The following is a 12,671-nucleotide window of genomic DNA, read 5'->3' on the forward strand; positions in this document are numbered from 1 at the left end:
GGGAGGAAGCCTCGTGCGCACACGCACCCTGCTCACGTCTGCTGTCATGCTCGCCTCAGGGCTCACCCCGCTCGTCGCGGGTGGAGCCCAGGCAGCCGTCGGCACTCCGGGCGACATCAACAAGGACGGTTACCGCGATGTCGTCGTCTCGGCGCCGGACGCCAAGGTCTCCGGTCACGCCAAGGCCGGTGCCGTGGTCATCATGTACGGCGCGGCACGCGGCATCGACACCTCCAGACGCACCGTCCTGACGCAGAACTCCCCTGGCATTCCCGGCGGTGCCGAGGCGGGTGACCGCTTCGGTGCCGCCGTCGTCGTGCAGGACCTGAACGCCGACGGGTACAGCGACCTGGTCGTGGGCGCCCCGGGCGAGGAGGTCTCCGGAGACGTGGGCGGCGGGTCGGTCACGGTCGTGTGGGGCACCGCGTCCGGTCCCACGAAGGCGAAGACGGTCGCCGACCCCTGGCCGTCCTCCCACGACGCCTACGGCAGAACGCTGGCGGTGGGCACCTACAACTCCCTCAACCCCGTCAACGACGGCAAGCTGTCGATCGCCATCGGCGCCAACGACGGTGAGGTGACGTTCATGCCTGCCAACCTTTCGGCGCAGTCCAACACCTCCGGCATCGGTACCGACTTCAACCCGGGCCATGGCATCGTCGCCCTGACCGCGGTCGACCTGCCCAACACCGACGACGACCGGCTCATGATCCACGGTCGTGGCGTCTGGGACGGAGGGTGGGGCTACGACGGCCACGGCGACGACCCCGGTACCCGGCTCGTCTCTCCCGGGGGCTTCGAGACGTACGTGCTGCCTCCCGGCACCGTCTCCGCCGTCGGCAACCTGGACGGCAACGGCTCACCGGACCTCGTCGTGGGCAACCCCGAGGACCCCGCCCAGAGCCCGGAAACCTCGCTCGGCGGCCGGGTCACCGTCTACTACGACGCCGCATACGGCGGCTCCCCGAGCCGCATCCAGACCATCAGCCAGGACACCCCTGGCGTCCCCGGCGCCGGTGAGGCAAGCGATCGCTTCGGCGCCTCGGTCGCGATCGGCGACACCGACAAGGACGGCCGGGCCGACCTGGTGATCGGCTCCCCGGGCGAGGACGGCAACACCGGCGCCGTCACGGTCGTACGGGGCACCACCGGCACCCTCGACAGTGCCCACGCCCGCACCTGGACGCAGAACAGCCCCGGCGTTCCGGGCAGTTCGGAAAAGGGCGACGCCTTCGGCACGGCTGTGCGGATCGTCGACACCAACAAGGACGGCTACGCGGACCTGCTGATCGGCGCTCCCGGCGAGAACGGCGGCGCGGGCTCGCTGTGGGCGCTCCGTGGCTCGGCAGCGTCCGTCACGGCGTCGGGCGCCGTCAGCGTCAGCACGGGCGGCGCGGGACTCGGGTCGGCCGGTGCCGCTCGCCTCGGAGGCGTGGTGACCGGCCCGTGACCCGACTCCCCTTCCGCGCCGTCCCGTCACCCGCCCGAACCGGAGCCACCATGTCGCCCCGTCCCACCCGCACCTCCCGCCTGCTGGCCACCGCGGTCGCGGTGAGCGCCGCCGCGGCACTCACCGCCGTAGCCCTGCCCGCCCAGCCCGCAGCGGCGGCCACCCCCTACCGCGGCGCCAACAACGCCACCGTCCAGGACGACTTCAACGGCGACGGCTACCACGATCTGGCCGTCGGTGCGCCCGGTGCCGCCAACGGCTCGGTCGACGCGGCCGGCGCGGTCGTCGTGCTGTACGGCTCCGCGAGCGGTGTCACCGCCTCCCGGCGCACGGTCATCACCCAGGCGACGAGCGGCATCCCGGGCTCCCCCGAGGAGTGGGACCGGTTCGGGACGGCCGTCACTTCCGCCGATCTGGACCGTGACGGCTACGCCGACCTGCTCGTCGGCACCCCCGGGGAGTCGGCGGGCACCATGGGGGGAACCGGCTCGCTCACCGTGGTGTGGGGCGGCTCCGCCGGCCTGAAGGGCGGCGCCTCGGTCCCGACGCCGACCGGCCTGGACGAGGGCTGCAACTTCGCGGCCGGCATCGCCGCGGGCGACGTCACCGGCGACGGAGCCCCCGACCTCGGTGTCACCGGCCAGTGCGGCGCCACCACGTACACGGGCCCCTTCACCCGTACCGGCTCCCCGGCTCGCCGGGCCTTCGTGAACGACCTCGGTACCAACCGCGGGGTGGTCATCGGTGACGTCGACGGGGACGGCAAGGCGGAGAGGTTCTGGCTGCCAGGCCCCACCAACGGGGACGTCAGCGGTCCCGTGCACCTGGAGAACGAGAACGGCTCGTACACCGAACTGCCGCTCGCCGACGGCCTGTCCGGGCAGATCGGCGACGTCAACGGCGACGGATACGGAGACCTGGTCACCGGCAACCCCTACGACGCGTCGCTGATGTCCGGCGCCACTCCCGCGCACCGGGGCGGCGAGATCCAGGTCCTCTACGGCAGTGCGCAGGGCATCACCGTCGACCAGAAGCCCCGCGTGTTCCACCAGGGCATCGCCGGAGTGCCGGGCGGCGGCGAGGACGGCGACCTGTTCGGCTTCTCCCTCAGCGTCGGCGACACCAACGGCGACAAGTACGCGGACGTCCTGGTCGGAGCCCACGGGGAGGCCGTGGGCTCCGCCGGCTACGCGGGCACAGCGACCCTGCTGCGCGGATCGGCCACCGGTCTGACCGCGACCGGCGCCAAGTCCTACTCGCAGGACACCGCCGGGGTGCCCGGCACCGCCGAGAAGGGCGACATGTTCGCCGCGTCCACGCAGCTGATCGACCTGAACAAGGACGGCCGCGCCGAAGCCGTCGCCGGCACGCCCGGCGAGAACTCCGACGGACTGGTGTGGATCGCCCGCGGCGCCACGACCGGCCCGGTCACCAGCGGCTCGACAACCATCAGCGGCACCGGTGCCGGCCTGGCCCGTCGCTACTCCGAGATCGACTTCGGGGAGGAACTGGCCGGCGCCCGCTCGTCGCTCTAGGACCTTGCAATGGGACGATGTCGGCGCAGATGATCGAGCGAACGGGGAGGCCGGCGTCATGGCCCGCTACATGGAGACGCTGACCGTCGAGCGGGGCGGTTTCCGGATCAAGGTGCCGGAGTCGTGGTGGGAGTTCGACGTACGGCCGGAGTCGCGGGACGACTCGATCCGGCGGATGGTGAACGAGCGGGTGGAACAGCACCCGGAGCTGGCCAAGTACCGGGACACGTACATGACCTTCCTGCGGAAGGCGGCCACGGACGCCTGGAAGTCGGGTGCGCTGTACTGCGGTTGCATGGCGGAGAGCTTCGGCGGCGAGACGCCGATCATCGGCTCGGTGACGGTGTCACTGGTGGGCGGTTTGTCTCAGTCCCAGTCGTAGTCCTCGCCGGCAGGGAACCTCACGTCCGTGCACCCACGCCGCTCGGTGATGTCGTCGACGTACGCCCGGAAGACTTCCTGCATCCGGTCGCCGATGACGCCGTCGTACGTGTAGCTGGTGGTGAGGGTGTACATCGCCGGCTGGCCCTCGCAGGTCGAGGAGGCCCACAGGATCCCGCCGCCCTCGTGGCCCCCCCGCGGTTCCGGGCTTGAGGTAGCGGTCGCCGTCCAGGATGTCGTCGTAGCCGACCGAGGCGGTGTCCGGACCGAAGTACGAAACCGCCCGTATCCACCAGGGCGAGTGCGTCAGCGCGCTGTCGCCGTACTTCTGTGCATCTTCCGGACCGCTCCACCGCACCGTGTGGACCCGGTCGGGGCTCATGGCCAGCAGGCAGGGTTCCTCCGCGCTGCGGGGCGTGGTGGGGACCTCCAGCATGCGGTCGGGAAGCCTGCCCTGCCCCGTGCGCGCGATGTACCGGCCGTACCAGGCGCAGGAGGCGTCCGCCGTGTCCGCCGCCCGCAGGGTCGCGCCCACGGGAGCGAGGCTCGCCGGAAGGTCGTGGAGGCGGGTCACGCAGCCGATCTCGGCAGCGGCCCCTGCCGTCGCCCGGTGCGCGATGGCGGCCAGGCGGGAGCGGTCGCCGTCGCTCACCTCGTCGTACTGGGCGCGTGCCGTGACCCTCAGCAGCTGAGGGATGTCGCCATCGGACCTCCCGTTCGTGCACTCGGCCCGGACCGTGACGAAGCCGTCGCCGTGGATGCCGAGGGAGCCGTCGCCCAGGGGCCGGCCCTCCGGGTGGTCGGCCCGACGGGTCACGTCCTTCTCGTGCAGGCGGTAGTCGAACGGCTCCATGGCCACGTCATCGCCCACGTGGTGCAGAGGCCGGCCGTCGGAGGACGTCCGTACGAGGAGTGTGAAGAGCTCGTCCGTATGGCCCGGCTCCGGGACCCGGTAGATGCGGCAGAGTCCCGGGAGGCGGCTTTCCGGATCCAGCCGCAGGTCGTCGGGCTTCGCCCTGACCATCCCGCCCCGCAGGTCCATCACGTCCTCGCCGGAGACCAGCCCGCCGCACGCCGCTGCGATCTCCCGCTCACTCGCGGCCCGGTCGCGGGCGTCGTCGTAAGTGAGCCAGAACGCCCACAGGCTCGCACCGATACCCAGCACCGCCGTGCCGCACCACAGACGGACGAGCCATCCCGGCCACGGCCGCCCGTCACGTCGGTCGTACCAGCGCATCCGCTCGTCAGCCCCCCGCGGACCCTGTGTGAGGAGTCCCTCGTTCTCCGTGGATCATGCAGAAGCTGTCAGTCATGCCCATGGCGATACGGTCGGCGAAGGGGTGCCGAGTCGGGTGGTGTTTGACCTGCGTCACCCCCGGGGTATTCTCTCCGGCTCGATTGGCCAGCCCCCCGCCCCATATGGCAGACTGTCCGAGTTGCTCGGTCGAGTGTTGATGCTGCGCGCCTCCCGCCGGGAGGACCGGAAGCGAGTCCCACAGTACTCGTCGTCCCCGTGTGGGGCGGACGTACGGGAATCTTCCGGGAAGCGTGGGCGCGGCACCGGCCAGGCGCCCGGTGGGCCTTTCGTCCCCGGCTTGCGGTTCGCAAGGGCCGCGTTTCCCAGCAAGGGATGTTCCGCAAGGGACATCTGTGTCAGCGGGAGCGCGACACGCCCGACCGCGTGGGTCGGAGAAAAGCAAGGGAACGCCGGGTTCCAGAGCGTTACGAGAGACAGGACTACTGAGTAGCCATGGCGGGACAGAAGATCCGCATCCGGCTCAAGGCCTACGACCACGAGGTCATCGACTCCTCGGCGAAGAAGATCGTCGAGACGGTGACCCGCACTGGTGCGTCGGTCGCGGGCCCGGTGCCGCTGCCCACTGAGAAGAACGTGTACTGCGTCATCAAGTCGCCGCACAAGTACAAGGACTCGCGCGAGCACTTCGAGATGCGCACGCACAAGCGCCTGATCGACATCCTCGACCCGACGCCCAAGACCGTTGACTCTCTGATGCGACTCGACCTCCCGGCCGGTGTCGACATCGAGATCAAGCTCTGAGGCCGGTGATCTGAGAGATGGCTAAGCAGATCAAGGGCATCCTGGGCGAGAAGCTCGGCATGACGCAGGTGTGGGACGAGAACAACCGTGTTGTTCCGGTCACCGTCGTCAAGGCCGGCCCGAACGTCGTCACCCAGGTCCGTACGAACGACACCGACGGCTACGAGTCGGTCCAGATCGCCTTCGGCGAGATCGACCCGCGCAAGGTGAACAAGCCCCTCAAGGGCCACTTCGCCAAGGCCGACGTCACCCCTCGTCGTCACCTCGTCGAGATCCGCACCGCGGACGCCTCCGAGTACACGCTCGGCCAGGAGATCACCGCCGAGGTGTTCGAGGCCGGCGTCAAGGTCGACGTGACCGGCAAGAGCAAGGGCAAGGGCTTCGCCGGTGTCATGAAGCGCCACAACTTCCGTGGCCTCGGCGCCGGGCACGGTACCCAGCGCAAGCACCGCTCGCCCGGTTCCATCGGTGGCTGCGCCACCCCGGGCCGTGTGTTCAAGGGCCTCCGCATGGCGGGTCGTATGGGCAACGAGCGGGTCACCACCCAGAACCTGACCGTCCACGCCGTTGACGCGGAGAAGGGTCTGCTGCTCATCAAGGGCGCGGTTCCCGGTCCGAACGGCGGCCTCGTCCTGGTCCGCACCGCGGCCAAGGGGGCCTGAGGTAACCGATGAGCACTGTTGACATCCTTTCGCCGGCGGGCGACAAGGCCGGTTCCGTCGAGCTCCCCGCGGAGATCTTCGGCGTTGAGAAGGTCAGCATCCCGCTGATCCACCAGGTCGTCGTCGCGCAGCTGGCTGCCGCCCGTCAGGGCACGCACAAGACCAAGACCCGTGGCGAAGTCCGCGGTGGTGGCAGGAAGCCGTACCGCCAGAAGGGCACCGGCCGCGCCCGTCAGGGCTCGACCCGCGCTCCGCAGTTCGCCGGCGGTGGCGTCGTCCACGGCCCGCAGCCGCGTGACTACTCGCAGCGGACCCCGAAGAAGATGAAGGCCGCGGCCCTGCGCCACGCCCTCACCGACCGGGCCCGCCACAACCGCATCCACGTCGTCTCCGGCGTCGTCGAGGGCGAGACGCCGTCGACGAAGTCCGCCAAGACGCTGTTCGGCAAGATCTCGGAGCGCAAGAACCTGCTCCTGGTCGTCGACCGCGCCGACGAGGCCGCGTGGCTGTCCGCCCGCAACCTGCCCCAGGTCCACATCCTGGAGCCGGGCCAGCTGAACACGTACGACGTTCTCGTCTCGGACGACGTGGTCTTCACCCAGGCCGCGTTCGAGTCCTTCGTGTCTGGCCCCAAGGCCGCTGACACCGAAGGGAGCGAAGCCTGATGGCTACGCGTCACCCGAGCATTGCCTCCAAGGCGGCCAAGGCCGCCAAGGCCGCGCGCGTCGCCAAGGCGCGTCGCCACGCCGCCGAGGGCAAGAACACCGTCGAGACCCCGGTGAGCAAGTCCTTCACGGACCCCCGTGACGTGCTGCTCAAGCCGGTCGTCTCCGAGAAGAGCTACGCGCTCCTCGACGAGGGCAAGTACACGTTCATCGTCGCCCCGAGCGCCAACAAGACCCAGATCAAGCAGGCCGTCCAGGCGGTCTTCTCGGTCAAGGTCACCGGGGTCAACACGATCAACCGCCAGGGCAAGCGCAAGCGCACCAAGACCGGCTTCGGTCAGCGTGCCGGCACCAAGCGCGCGATCGTGACCCTTGCCGAGGGCGACCGTATCGACATCTTCGGCGGTCCGACCGCCTAAGGGCGGTCCGGATCGTCCGATATCGGACGAGGACTGAGAAATGGGAATCCGCAAGTACAAGCCGACTACGCCGGGCCGTCGTGGTTCCAGCGTCGCCGACTTCGTCGAGGTCACGCGGTCCACGCCGGAGAAGTCGCTGGTCCGTCCCCTGCACAGCAAGGGCGGCCGTAACAATTCCGGTCGTGTGACCGTCCGCCACCAGGGCGGTGGCCACAAGCGCGCCTACCGCGTGATCGACTTCCGTCGTCACGACAAGGACGGCGTGCCGGCGAAGGTCGCGCACATCGAGTACGACCCCAACCGCACCGCGCGCATCGCGCTGCTGCACTACGCCGACGGCGAGAAGCGCTACATCCTCGCCCCGCGCAACCTGCAGCAGGGCGACCGTGTGGAGAACGGTCCCGGGGCCGACATCAAGCCGGGCAACAACCTGGCCCTCCGCAACATCCCGGTCGGTACCACGATCCACGCGATCGAGCTCCGTCCCGGTGGCGGTGCCAAGTTCGCCCGCTCCGCCGGTGCCTCCGTGCAGCTGCTCGCGAAGGAGGGCTCCATGGCCCACCTGCGCATGCCGTCCGGAGAGATCCGCCTGGTCGACGTGCGCTGCCGCGCCACCGTCGGCGAGGTCGGCAACGCCGAGCAGTCGAACATCAACTGGGGCAAGGCGGGCCGCAAGCGCTGGCTGGGCGTTCGCCCGACCGTGCGTGGTGTGGTCATGAACCCGGTCGACCACCCGCACGGTGGTGGTGAGGGCCGTACCTCCGGTGGCCGCCACCCGGTCTCGCCGTGGGGCAAGAAGGAAGGCCGTACTCGTTCTCCCAAGAAGGCGAGCAACAAGTACATCGTCCGCCGCCGCAAGACGAACAAGAAGCGCTAAGGACGGGTTGAGATGCCTCGTAGTTTGAAGAAGGGACCCTTCGTCGACGACCACCTGATGAAGAAGGTGGACGCTCAGAACGAAGCCGGTACCAAGAACGTCATCAAGACCTGGTCCCGCCGCTCCATGATCGTGCCGGACATGCTCGGCCACACGCTCGCGGTGCACAACGGCAAGACCCACATCCCGGTGTTCGTCACCGAGTCGATGGTCGGCCACAAGCTCGGCGAGTTCTCGCCGACGCGCACCTTCCGGGGTCACGTCAAGGACGACCGCAAGTCGAAGCGCCGCTGACGCGGATCGCATTCAGACACGTAAGTAACTGAAGGGACAACCATGGAAGCCAGGGCCCAGGCGCGGTACATCCGCGTCACGCCCATGAAGGCCCGCCGCGTGGTGGACCTCATCCGTGGCATGGACGCCACGGAGGCCCAGGCGGTCCTGCGATTCGCTCCGCAGGCCGCCTCCGTGCCGGTCGGCAAGGTGCTCGACAGCGCCATCGCCAACGCCGCGCACAACTACGACCACACCGACGCCGACAGCCTCTTCATCTCCGAGGCGTACGTCGACGAGGGCCCGACCCTGAAGCGGTTCCGTCCGCGCGCCCAGGGCCGTGCCTACCGGATCCGCAAGCGGACCAGCCACATCACCGTGGTCGTCAGCAGCAAGGAAGGAACCCGGTAATGGGCCAGAAGGTAAACCCGCACGGGTTCCGGCTCGGTGTCACGACCGACTTCAAGTCGCGTTGGTACGCCGACAAGCTGTACAAGGACTACGTCAAGGAAGACGTCGCCATCCGTCGGATGATGACGTCCGGCATGGAGCGCGCCGGTATCTCGAAGGTGGAGATCGAGCGCACCCGTGACCGTGTCCGCGTGGACATCCACACCGCGCGTCCGGGCATCGTCATCGGCCGCCGCGGCGCCGAGGCCGACCGCATCCGCGGTGACCTGGAGAAGCTGACCGGCAAGCAGGTCCAGCTGAACATCCTCGAGGTCAAGAACCCGGAGACGGACGCTCAGCTGGTGGCCCAGGCCGTCGCCGAGCAGCTGTCCTCCCGCGTCTCCTTCCGCCGTGCCATGCGCAAGAGCATGCAGTCGGCGATGAAGGCGGGCGCCAAGGGCATCAAGATCCAGTGCGGTGGCCGCCTCGGCGGCGCCGAGATGTCCCGCTCGGAGTTCTACCGCGAGGGCCGTGTGCCCCTGCACACGCTCCGCGCGAACGTGGACTACGGCTTCTTCGAGGCCAAGACGACCTTCGGCCGCATCGGTGTGAAGGTCTGGATCTACAAGGGCGACGTCAAGAACATCGCCGAGGTCCGCGCCGAGAACGCTGCCGCCCGTGCGGGTAACCGCCCGGCCCGCGGTGGCGCCGACCGCCCGGCCCGTGGTGGCCGCGGTGGCGAGCGGCGCGGTCGTAAGCCGCAGCAGGCTGCCGGCGCCGAGGCCCCCAAGGCCGAGGCCCCTGCCGCTCCGGCTGAGAGCACCGGAACGGAGGCCTGACCGACATGCTGATCCCCCGTAGGGTCAAGCACCGCAAGCAGCACCACCCGAAGCGCAGTGGTATGTCCAAGGGTGGAACGCAGGTTGCGTTCGGCGAGTACGGCATCCAGGCGCTGACCCCGGCGTACGTGACGAACCGCCAGATCGAGGCGGCTCGTATCGCCATGACCCGTCACATCAAGCGTGGCGGCAAGGTCTGGATCAACATCTACCCGGACCGCCCGCTCACCAAGAAGCCGGCCGAGACCCGCATGGGTTCCGGTAAGGGTTCTCCGGAGTGGTGGGTGGCCAACGTCAAGCCCGGACGCGTGATGTTCGAGCTGTCGTACCCCAACGAGAAGATCGCCCGTGAGGCGCTGACCCGTGCGGCCCACAAGCTGCCGATGAAGTGCCGGATCGTCAAGCGCGAGGCAGGTGAAGCGTGATGTCGGCCGGTACCAAGGCGTCCGAGCTGCGCGAGCTGGGCAACGAGGAGCTTCTGGCGAAGCTTCGCGAGGCCAAGGAAGAGCTGTTCAACCTCCGCTTCCAGGCGGCGACCGGTCAGCTCGAGAACCACGGCCGTCTGAAGGCGGTCCGTAAGGACATCGCCCGGATCTACACCCTGATGCGTGAGCGCGAGCTGGGCATCGAAACGGTGGAGAGCGCCTGATGAGCGAGAGCAACGTGACTGAAGAGAAGACCGCGCGCGGTTTCCGCAAGACCCGTGAGGGTCTGGTCGTCAGCGACAAGATGGACAAGACCGTCGTCGTCGCCGTCGAGGACCGTGTCAAGCACGCGCTGTACGGCAAGGTCATCCGCCGTACCAACAAGCTCAAGGCGCACGACGAGCAGAACGCCGCGGGTGTCGGCGACCGCGTCCTCCTCATGGAGACCCGGCCGCTGTCCGCGACGAAGCGCTGGCGCGTCGTCGAGATCCTCGAGAAGGCCAAGTAATTCCCGTAAGGGAGTTCCTTAAGCAAGGTATTCCTGCGGGGCAAACCCCGCAGGTCAGTTCCGCCAGGCTCCAACAGGGCTGAGCAATCAGCCCTGTTGGGGAACCGGCAGACGATCAGGAGATAGACGTGATCCAGCAGGAGTCGCGACTGCGTGTCGCCGACAACACTGGTGCGAAGGAGATCCTTTGCATCCGTGTGCTCGGTGGCTCCGGTCGCCGCTACGCGGGCATCGGTGACGTCATCGTCGCCACCGTCAAGGACGCGATCCCCGGTGGCAACGTGAAGAAGGGTGACGTCGTCAAGGCGGTCATCGTTCGCACCGTCAAGGAGCGTCGCCGCCAGGACGGCTCGTACATCCGCTTCGACGAGAACGCCGCCGTCATTCTGAAGGGCGACGGCGACCCTCGCGGCACCCGTATCTTCGGCCCGGTCGGCCGTGAGCTGCGCGAGAAGAAGTTCATGAAGATCATCTCGCTCGCGCCGGAGGTGCTGTAAGCATGAAGATCAAGAAGGGCGACCTGGTCCAGGTCATCACCGGCAAGGACAAGGGCAAGCAGGGCAAGGTCATTGCCGCTTACCCGCGCGACGAGCGCGTCCTGGTCGAGGGTGTCAACCGGGTCAAGAAGCACACCAAGGCCGGCCCCACGGCTCGCGGTTCGCAGGCCGGTGGCATCGTCACGACCGAGGCGCCGATCCACGTCTCCAACGTCCAGCTGGTCGTTGAGAAGGACGGCAAGAAGGTCGTGACCCGCGTCGGTTACCGCTTCGACGAAGAGGGCAACAAGATCCGCGTTGCCAAGCGGACGGGTGAGGACATCTGATGGCTACCACCACCACTCCGCGTCTGAAGACGAAGTACCGCGAGGAGATCGCGGGCAAGCTGCGTGAGCAGTTCTCCTACGAGAACGTCATGCAGGTTCCCGGCCTCGTCAAGATCGTGGTCAACATGGGTGTGGGCGACGCCGCCCGCGACTCCAAGCTGATCGAGGGCGCCATCCGCGACCTCACCACGATCACCGGTCAGAAGCCGGCCGTCACCAAGGCCCGCAAGTCCATCGCGCAGTTCAAGCTGCGTGAGGGTCAGCCGATCGGTGCCCACGTCACGCTCCGTGGCGACCGCATGTGGGAGTTCCTGGACCGCACCCTGTCGCTCGCGCTGCCGCGCATCCGCGACTTCCGTGGTCTGTCCCCCAAGCAGTTCGACGGCCGTGGCAACTACACCTTCGGTCTCACGGAGCAGGTCATGTTCCACGAGATCGACCAGGACAAGATCGACCGTACCCGGGGTATGGACATCACCGTGGTCACCACGGCGACCAACGACGAAGAGGGCCGTGCTCTTCTCCGTCACCTCGGCTTCCCGTTCAAGGAGGCGTGAGCGAGATGGCGAAGAAGGCTCTGATTGCCAAGGCTGCTCGCAAGCCCAAGTTCGGTGTGCGTGGCTACACGCGCTGCCAGCGCTGCGGCCGTCCGCACTCCGTGTACCGCAAGTTCGGCCTCTGCCGCGTGTGCCTTCGTGTGATGGCTCACCGTGGCGAGCTGCCGGGCGTGACCAAGAGCTCCTGGTAATCCCCCACATAAGGGATTCCGGAAGCTCTCGGTAAGTAAAGGGCAGTGTCAGGTGCCCACCTCTCCATGGCTTAGGCTTGGAGGGTTGGGCGCCTGACGCCCATACGACTTACTACGCCGTAGGTCCACCGCGCCGCACCCGTCCCGTCTCGGATCGGGGAGAGGGATGGCGCACCAGGAAACCCCGGCGAGAGAGGCCGAAGGCCAATTCATGACCATGACTGATCCGATCGCAGACATGCTTACGCGTCTGCGGAACGCGAACTCGGCGTACCACGACACCGTGGCGATGCCGCACTCGAAGATCAAGTCGCACATCGCGGAGATCCTCCAGCAGGAGGGCTTCATCACGGGCTGGCGCGTCGAGGACGCCGAGGTCGGCAAGAACCTCGTCCTCGAGCTGAAGTTCGGCCCGAACCGTGAGCGCTCCATCGCGGGCATCAAGCGGATCTCCAAGCCCGGTCTCCGGGTGTACGCGAAGTCCACCAACCTGCCGAAGGTGCTCGGCGGCCTCGGCGTGGCGATCATCTCCACGTCCCACGGGCTCCTCACCGACAAGCAGGCCGGCAAGAAGGGCGTAGGCGGAGAAGTTCTCGCCTACGTCTGGTAACGGAAGG

The 12,671-nt window shown here is 68.2% G+C and carries 19 protein-coding genes and 1 pseudogene; 19 read left to right on the forward strand and 1 reads right to left on the reverse strand.

Annotated features, from left to right (window positions below; all coding sequences use genetic code 11):
* Window positions 1–13 precede the first annotated feature (13 nt).
* From ACFV7R_RS23805 to ACFV7R_RS23815, 3 genes and pseudogenes are all read left to right on the forward strand, one after another.
* Window positions 14–1,450 carry a hypothetical protein gene (locus ACFV7R_RS23805; RefSeq protein ID WP_385266618.1) on the forward strand — a complete coding sequence of 479 codons (1,437 nt, stop codon included), beginning with the start codon at window positions 14–16 and terminating at the stop codon, window positions 1,448–1,450.
* Between the two features lie 50 nt (window positions 1,451–1,500).
* Window positions 1,501–2,985 carry a hypothetical protein gene (locus tag ACFV7R_RS23810; protein ID WP_385266620.1) on the forward strand — a complete coding sequence of 495 codons (1,485 nt, stop codon included), beginning with the start codon at window positions 1,501–1,503 and terminating at the stop codon, window positions 2,983–2,985.
* Between the two features lie 58 nt (window positions 2,986–3,043).
* Window positions 3,044–3,346: pseudogene (locus ACFV7R_RS23815) on the forward strand (hypothetical protein); the annotation flags it as partial.
* Here ACFV7R_RS23815 and ACFV7R_RS23820 read toward each other — a convergent pair.
* Entirely contained in the window at window positions 3,332–4,603 is a 1,272-nt protein-coding gene (locus tag ACFV7R_RS23820; protein WP_385266622.1) for a hypothetical protein, read from the reverse strand. The pseudogene ACFV7R_RS23815 and the gene ACFV7R_RS23820 sit on opposite strands and share 15 nt — an antisense overlap.
* A gap of 513 nt (window positions 4,604–5,116) precedes the next feature.
* Between ACFV7R_RS23820 and rpsJ the strand changes: the two genes are divergently transcribed.
* From rpsJ to rpsH, 16 genes are all read left to right on the forward strand, one after another.
* A complete protein-coding gene (gene rpsJ, locus ACFV7R_RS23825) occupies window positions 5,117–5,425 on the forward strand; it encodes a 30S ribosomal protein S10 (RefSeq protein ID WP_003948644.1) in 309 nt (102 codons plus the stop codon).
* 17 nt (window positions 5,426–5,442) lie between these two features.
* Complete coding sequence (rplC, locus tag ACFV7R_RS23830; RefSeq protein WP_129799277.1) at window positions 5,443–6,087, forward strand: 50S ribosomal protein L3; 645 nt, start codon at window positions 5,443–5,445, stop codon at window positions 6,085–6,087.
* Between the two features lie 8 nt (window positions 6,088–6,095).
* Window positions 6,096–6,752, forward strand: a complete 657-nt coding sequence (gene rplD, locus ACFV7R_RS23835; RefSeq protein ID WP_385266625.1) for a 50S ribosomal protein L4 — start codon at window positions 6,096–6,098, stop codon at window positions 6,750–6,752.
* On the forward strand, window positions 6,752–7,171 hold the full coding sequence (rplW, locus tag ACFV7R_RS23840) for a 50S ribosomal protein L23 (protein WP_385266627.1): 420 nt from the start codon (window positions 6,752–6,754) through the stop codon (window positions 7,169–7,171). The genes rplD and rplW overlap by 1 nt, the downstream gene beginning before the upstream one ends.
* 40 nt (window positions 7,172–7,211) lie before the next feature.
* Complete coding sequence (gene rplB / locus ACFV7R_RS23845; RefSeq protein ID WP_053135624.1) at window positions 7,212–8,048, forward strand: 50S ribosomal protein L2; 837 nt, start codon at window positions 7,212–7,214, stop codon at window positions 8,046–8,048.
* Window positions 8,049–8,060: 12 nt separating this feature from the next.
* Window positions 8,061–8,342, forward strand: a complete 282-nt coding sequence (rpsS, locus tag ACFV7R_RS23850; RefSeq protein WP_129799274.1) for a 30S ribosomal protein S19 — start codon at window positions 8,061–8,063, stop codon at window positions 8,340–8,342.
* 42 nt (window positions 8,343–8,384) lie between these two features.
* Window positions 8,385–8,732 (forward strand): 50S ribosomal protein L22, encoded by a 348-nt coding sequence (gene rplV / locus ACFV7R_RS23855; protein WP_003974262.1) that lies wholly within the window; start codon window positions 8,385–8,387, stop codon window positions 8,730–8,732.
* Entirely contained in the window at window positions 8,732–9,550 is an 819-nt protein-coding gene (rpsC, locus tag ACFV7R_RS23860; protein ID WP_055706471.1) for a 30S ribosomal protein S3, read from the forward strand. Before rplV ends, rpsC begins: the two co-directional genes overlap by 1 nt.
* Window positions 9,551–9,555: 5 nt before the next feature.
* Window positions 9,556–9,975 carry a 50S ribosomal protein L16 gene (gene rplP / locus ACFV7R_RS23865; protein WP_093613754.1) on the forward strand — a complete coding sequence of 140 codons (420 nt, stop codon included), beginning with the start codon at window positions 9,556–9,558 and terminating at the stop codon, window positions 9,973–9,975.
* Window positions 9,975–10,199 (forward strand): 50S ribosomal protein L29, encoded by a 225-nt coding sequence (rpmC, locus tag ACFV7R_RS23870; RefSeq protein WP_003974259.1) that lies wholly within the window; start codon window positions 9,975–9,977, stop codon window positions 10,197–10,199. Before rplP ends, rpmC begins: the two co-directional genes overlap by 1 nt.
* Window positions 10,199–10,483, forward strand: coding sequence for a 30S ribosomal protein S17 (gene rpsQ, locus ACFV7R_RS23875; RefSeq protein ID WP_067283945.1), 285 nt, complete (start codon window positions 10,199–10,201; stop codon window positions 10,481–10,483). The genes rpmC and rpsQ overlap by 1 nt, the downstream gene beginning before the upstream one ends.
* A 128-nt stretch (window positions 10,484–10,611) precedes the next feature.
* Window positions 10,612–10,980, forward strand: coding sequence for a 50S ribosomal protein L14 (gene rplN / locus ACFV7R_RS23880; RefSeq protein ID WP_129799272.1), 369 nt, complete (start codon window positions 10,612–10,614; stop codon window positions 10,978–10,980).
* 2 nt (window positions 10,981–10,982) lie between these two features.
* On the forward strand, window positions 10,983–11,306 hold the full coding sequence (rplX, locus tag ACFV7R_RS23885; RefSeq protein WP_129799271.1) for a 50S ribosomal protein L24: 324 nt from the start codon (window positions 10,983–10,985) through the stop codon (window positions 11,304–11,306).
* Window positions 11,306–11,863: a 50S ribosomal protein L5 gene (rplE, locus tag ACFV7R_RS23890; RefSeq protein WP_385266635.1), complete on the forward strand. Its 558-nt coding sequence runs from the start codon at window positions 11,306–11,308 to the stop codon at window positions 11,861–11,863. The genes rplX and rplE overlap by 1 nt, the downstream gene beginning before the upstream one ends.
* A gap of 5 nt (window positions 11,864–11,868) precedes the next feature.
* Complete coding sequence (locus ACFV7R_RS23895) at window positions 11,869–12,054, forward strand: type Z 30S ribosomal protein S14 (protein ID WP_385266818.1); 186 nt, start codon at window positions 11,869–11,871, stop codon at window positions 12,052–12,054.
* 211 nt (window positions 12,055–12,265) lie between these two features.
* Window positions 12,266–12,664 (forward strand): 30S ribosomal protein S8, encoded by a 399-nt coding sequence (gene rpsH, locus ACFV7R_RS23900; RefSeq protein WP_129799270.1) that lies wholly within the window; start codon window positions 12,266–12,268, stop codon window positions 12,662–12,664.
* The last annotated feature ends 7 nt before the right edge of the window (window positions 12,665–12,671 follow it).

The sequence above is a fragment of the Streptomyces sp. NPDC059866 genome (assembly GCF_042731325.1).
GTDB classification, from domain to species: domain Bacteria; phylum Actinomycetota; class Actinomycetes; order Streptomycetales; family Streptomycetaceae; genus Streptomyces; species Streptomyces flavusporus.

Bases quoted from the DNA above. Each gene is read 5' to 3' on its own strand.
- rplW (WP_385266627.1), top strand. From the start codon at position 6,752: ATGGCTACGCGTCACCCGAGCATTGCCTCCAAGGCGGCCAAGGCCGCC.
- rplV (WP_003974262.1), top strand. From the start codon at position 8,385: ATGGAAGCCAGGGCCCAGGCGCGGTACATCCGCGTCACGCCCATGAAG.
- rplX (WP_129799271.1), top strand. From the start codon at position 10,983: ATGAAGATCAAGAAGGGCGACCTGGTCCAGGTCATCACCGGCAAGGAC.
- rpsC (WP_055706471.1), top strand. From the start codon at position 8,732: ATGGGCCAGAAGGTAAACCCGCACGGGTTCCGGCTCGGTGTCACGACC.
- rplP (WP_093613754.1), top strand. From the start codon at position 9,556: ATGCTGATCCCCCGTAGGGTCAAGCACCGCAAGCAGCACCACCCGAAG.
- rplE (WP_385266635.1), top strand. From the start codon at position 11,306: ATGGCTACCACCACCACTCCGCGTCTGAAGACGAAGTACCGCGAGGAG.
- rpsQ (WP_067283945.1), top strand. From the start codon at position 10,199: ATGAGCGAGAGCAACGTGACTGAAGAGAAGACCGCGCGCGGTTTCCGC.
- rplD (WP_385266625.1), top strand. From the start codon at position 6,096: ATGAGCACTGTTGACATCCTTTCGCCGGCGGGCGACAAGGCCGGTTCC.
- rpsS (WP_129799274.1), top strand. From the start codon at position 8,061: ATGCCTCGTAGTTTGAAGAAGGGACCCTTCGTCGACGACCACCTGATG.
- rpsH (WP_129799270.1), top strand. From the start codon at position 12,266: ATGACCATGACTGATCCGATCGCAGACATGCTTACGCGTCTGCGGAAC.
- rplC (WP_129799277.1), top strand. From the start codon at position 5,443: ATGGCTAAGCAGATCAAGGGCATCCTGGGCGAGAAGCTCGGCATGACG.
- rpsJ (WP_003948644.1), top strand. From the start codon at position 5,117: ATGGCGGGACAGAAGATCCGCATCCGGCTCAAGGCCTACGACCACGAG.
- rpmC (WP_003974259.1), top strand. From the start codon at position 9,975: ATGTCGGCCGGTACCAAGGCGTCCGAGCTGCGCGAGCTGGGCAACGAG.
- ACFV7R_RS23820 (WP_385266622.1), bottom strand. From the start codon at position 4,603: ATGCGCTGGTACGACCGACGTGACGGGCGGCCGTGGCCGGGATGGCTC.
- ACFV7R_RS23895 (WP_385266818.1), top strand. From the start codon at position 11,869: ATGGCGAAGAAGGCTCTGATTGCCAAGGCTGCTCGCAAGCCCAAGTTC.
- rplB (WP_053135624.1), top strand. From the start codon at position 7,212: ATGGGAATCCGCAAGTACAAGCCGACTACGCCGGGCCGTCGTGGTTCC.
- ACFV7R_RS23810 (WP_385266620.1), top strand. From the start codon at position 1,501: ATGTCGCCCCGTCCCACCCGCACCTCCCGCCTGCTGGCCACCGCGGTC.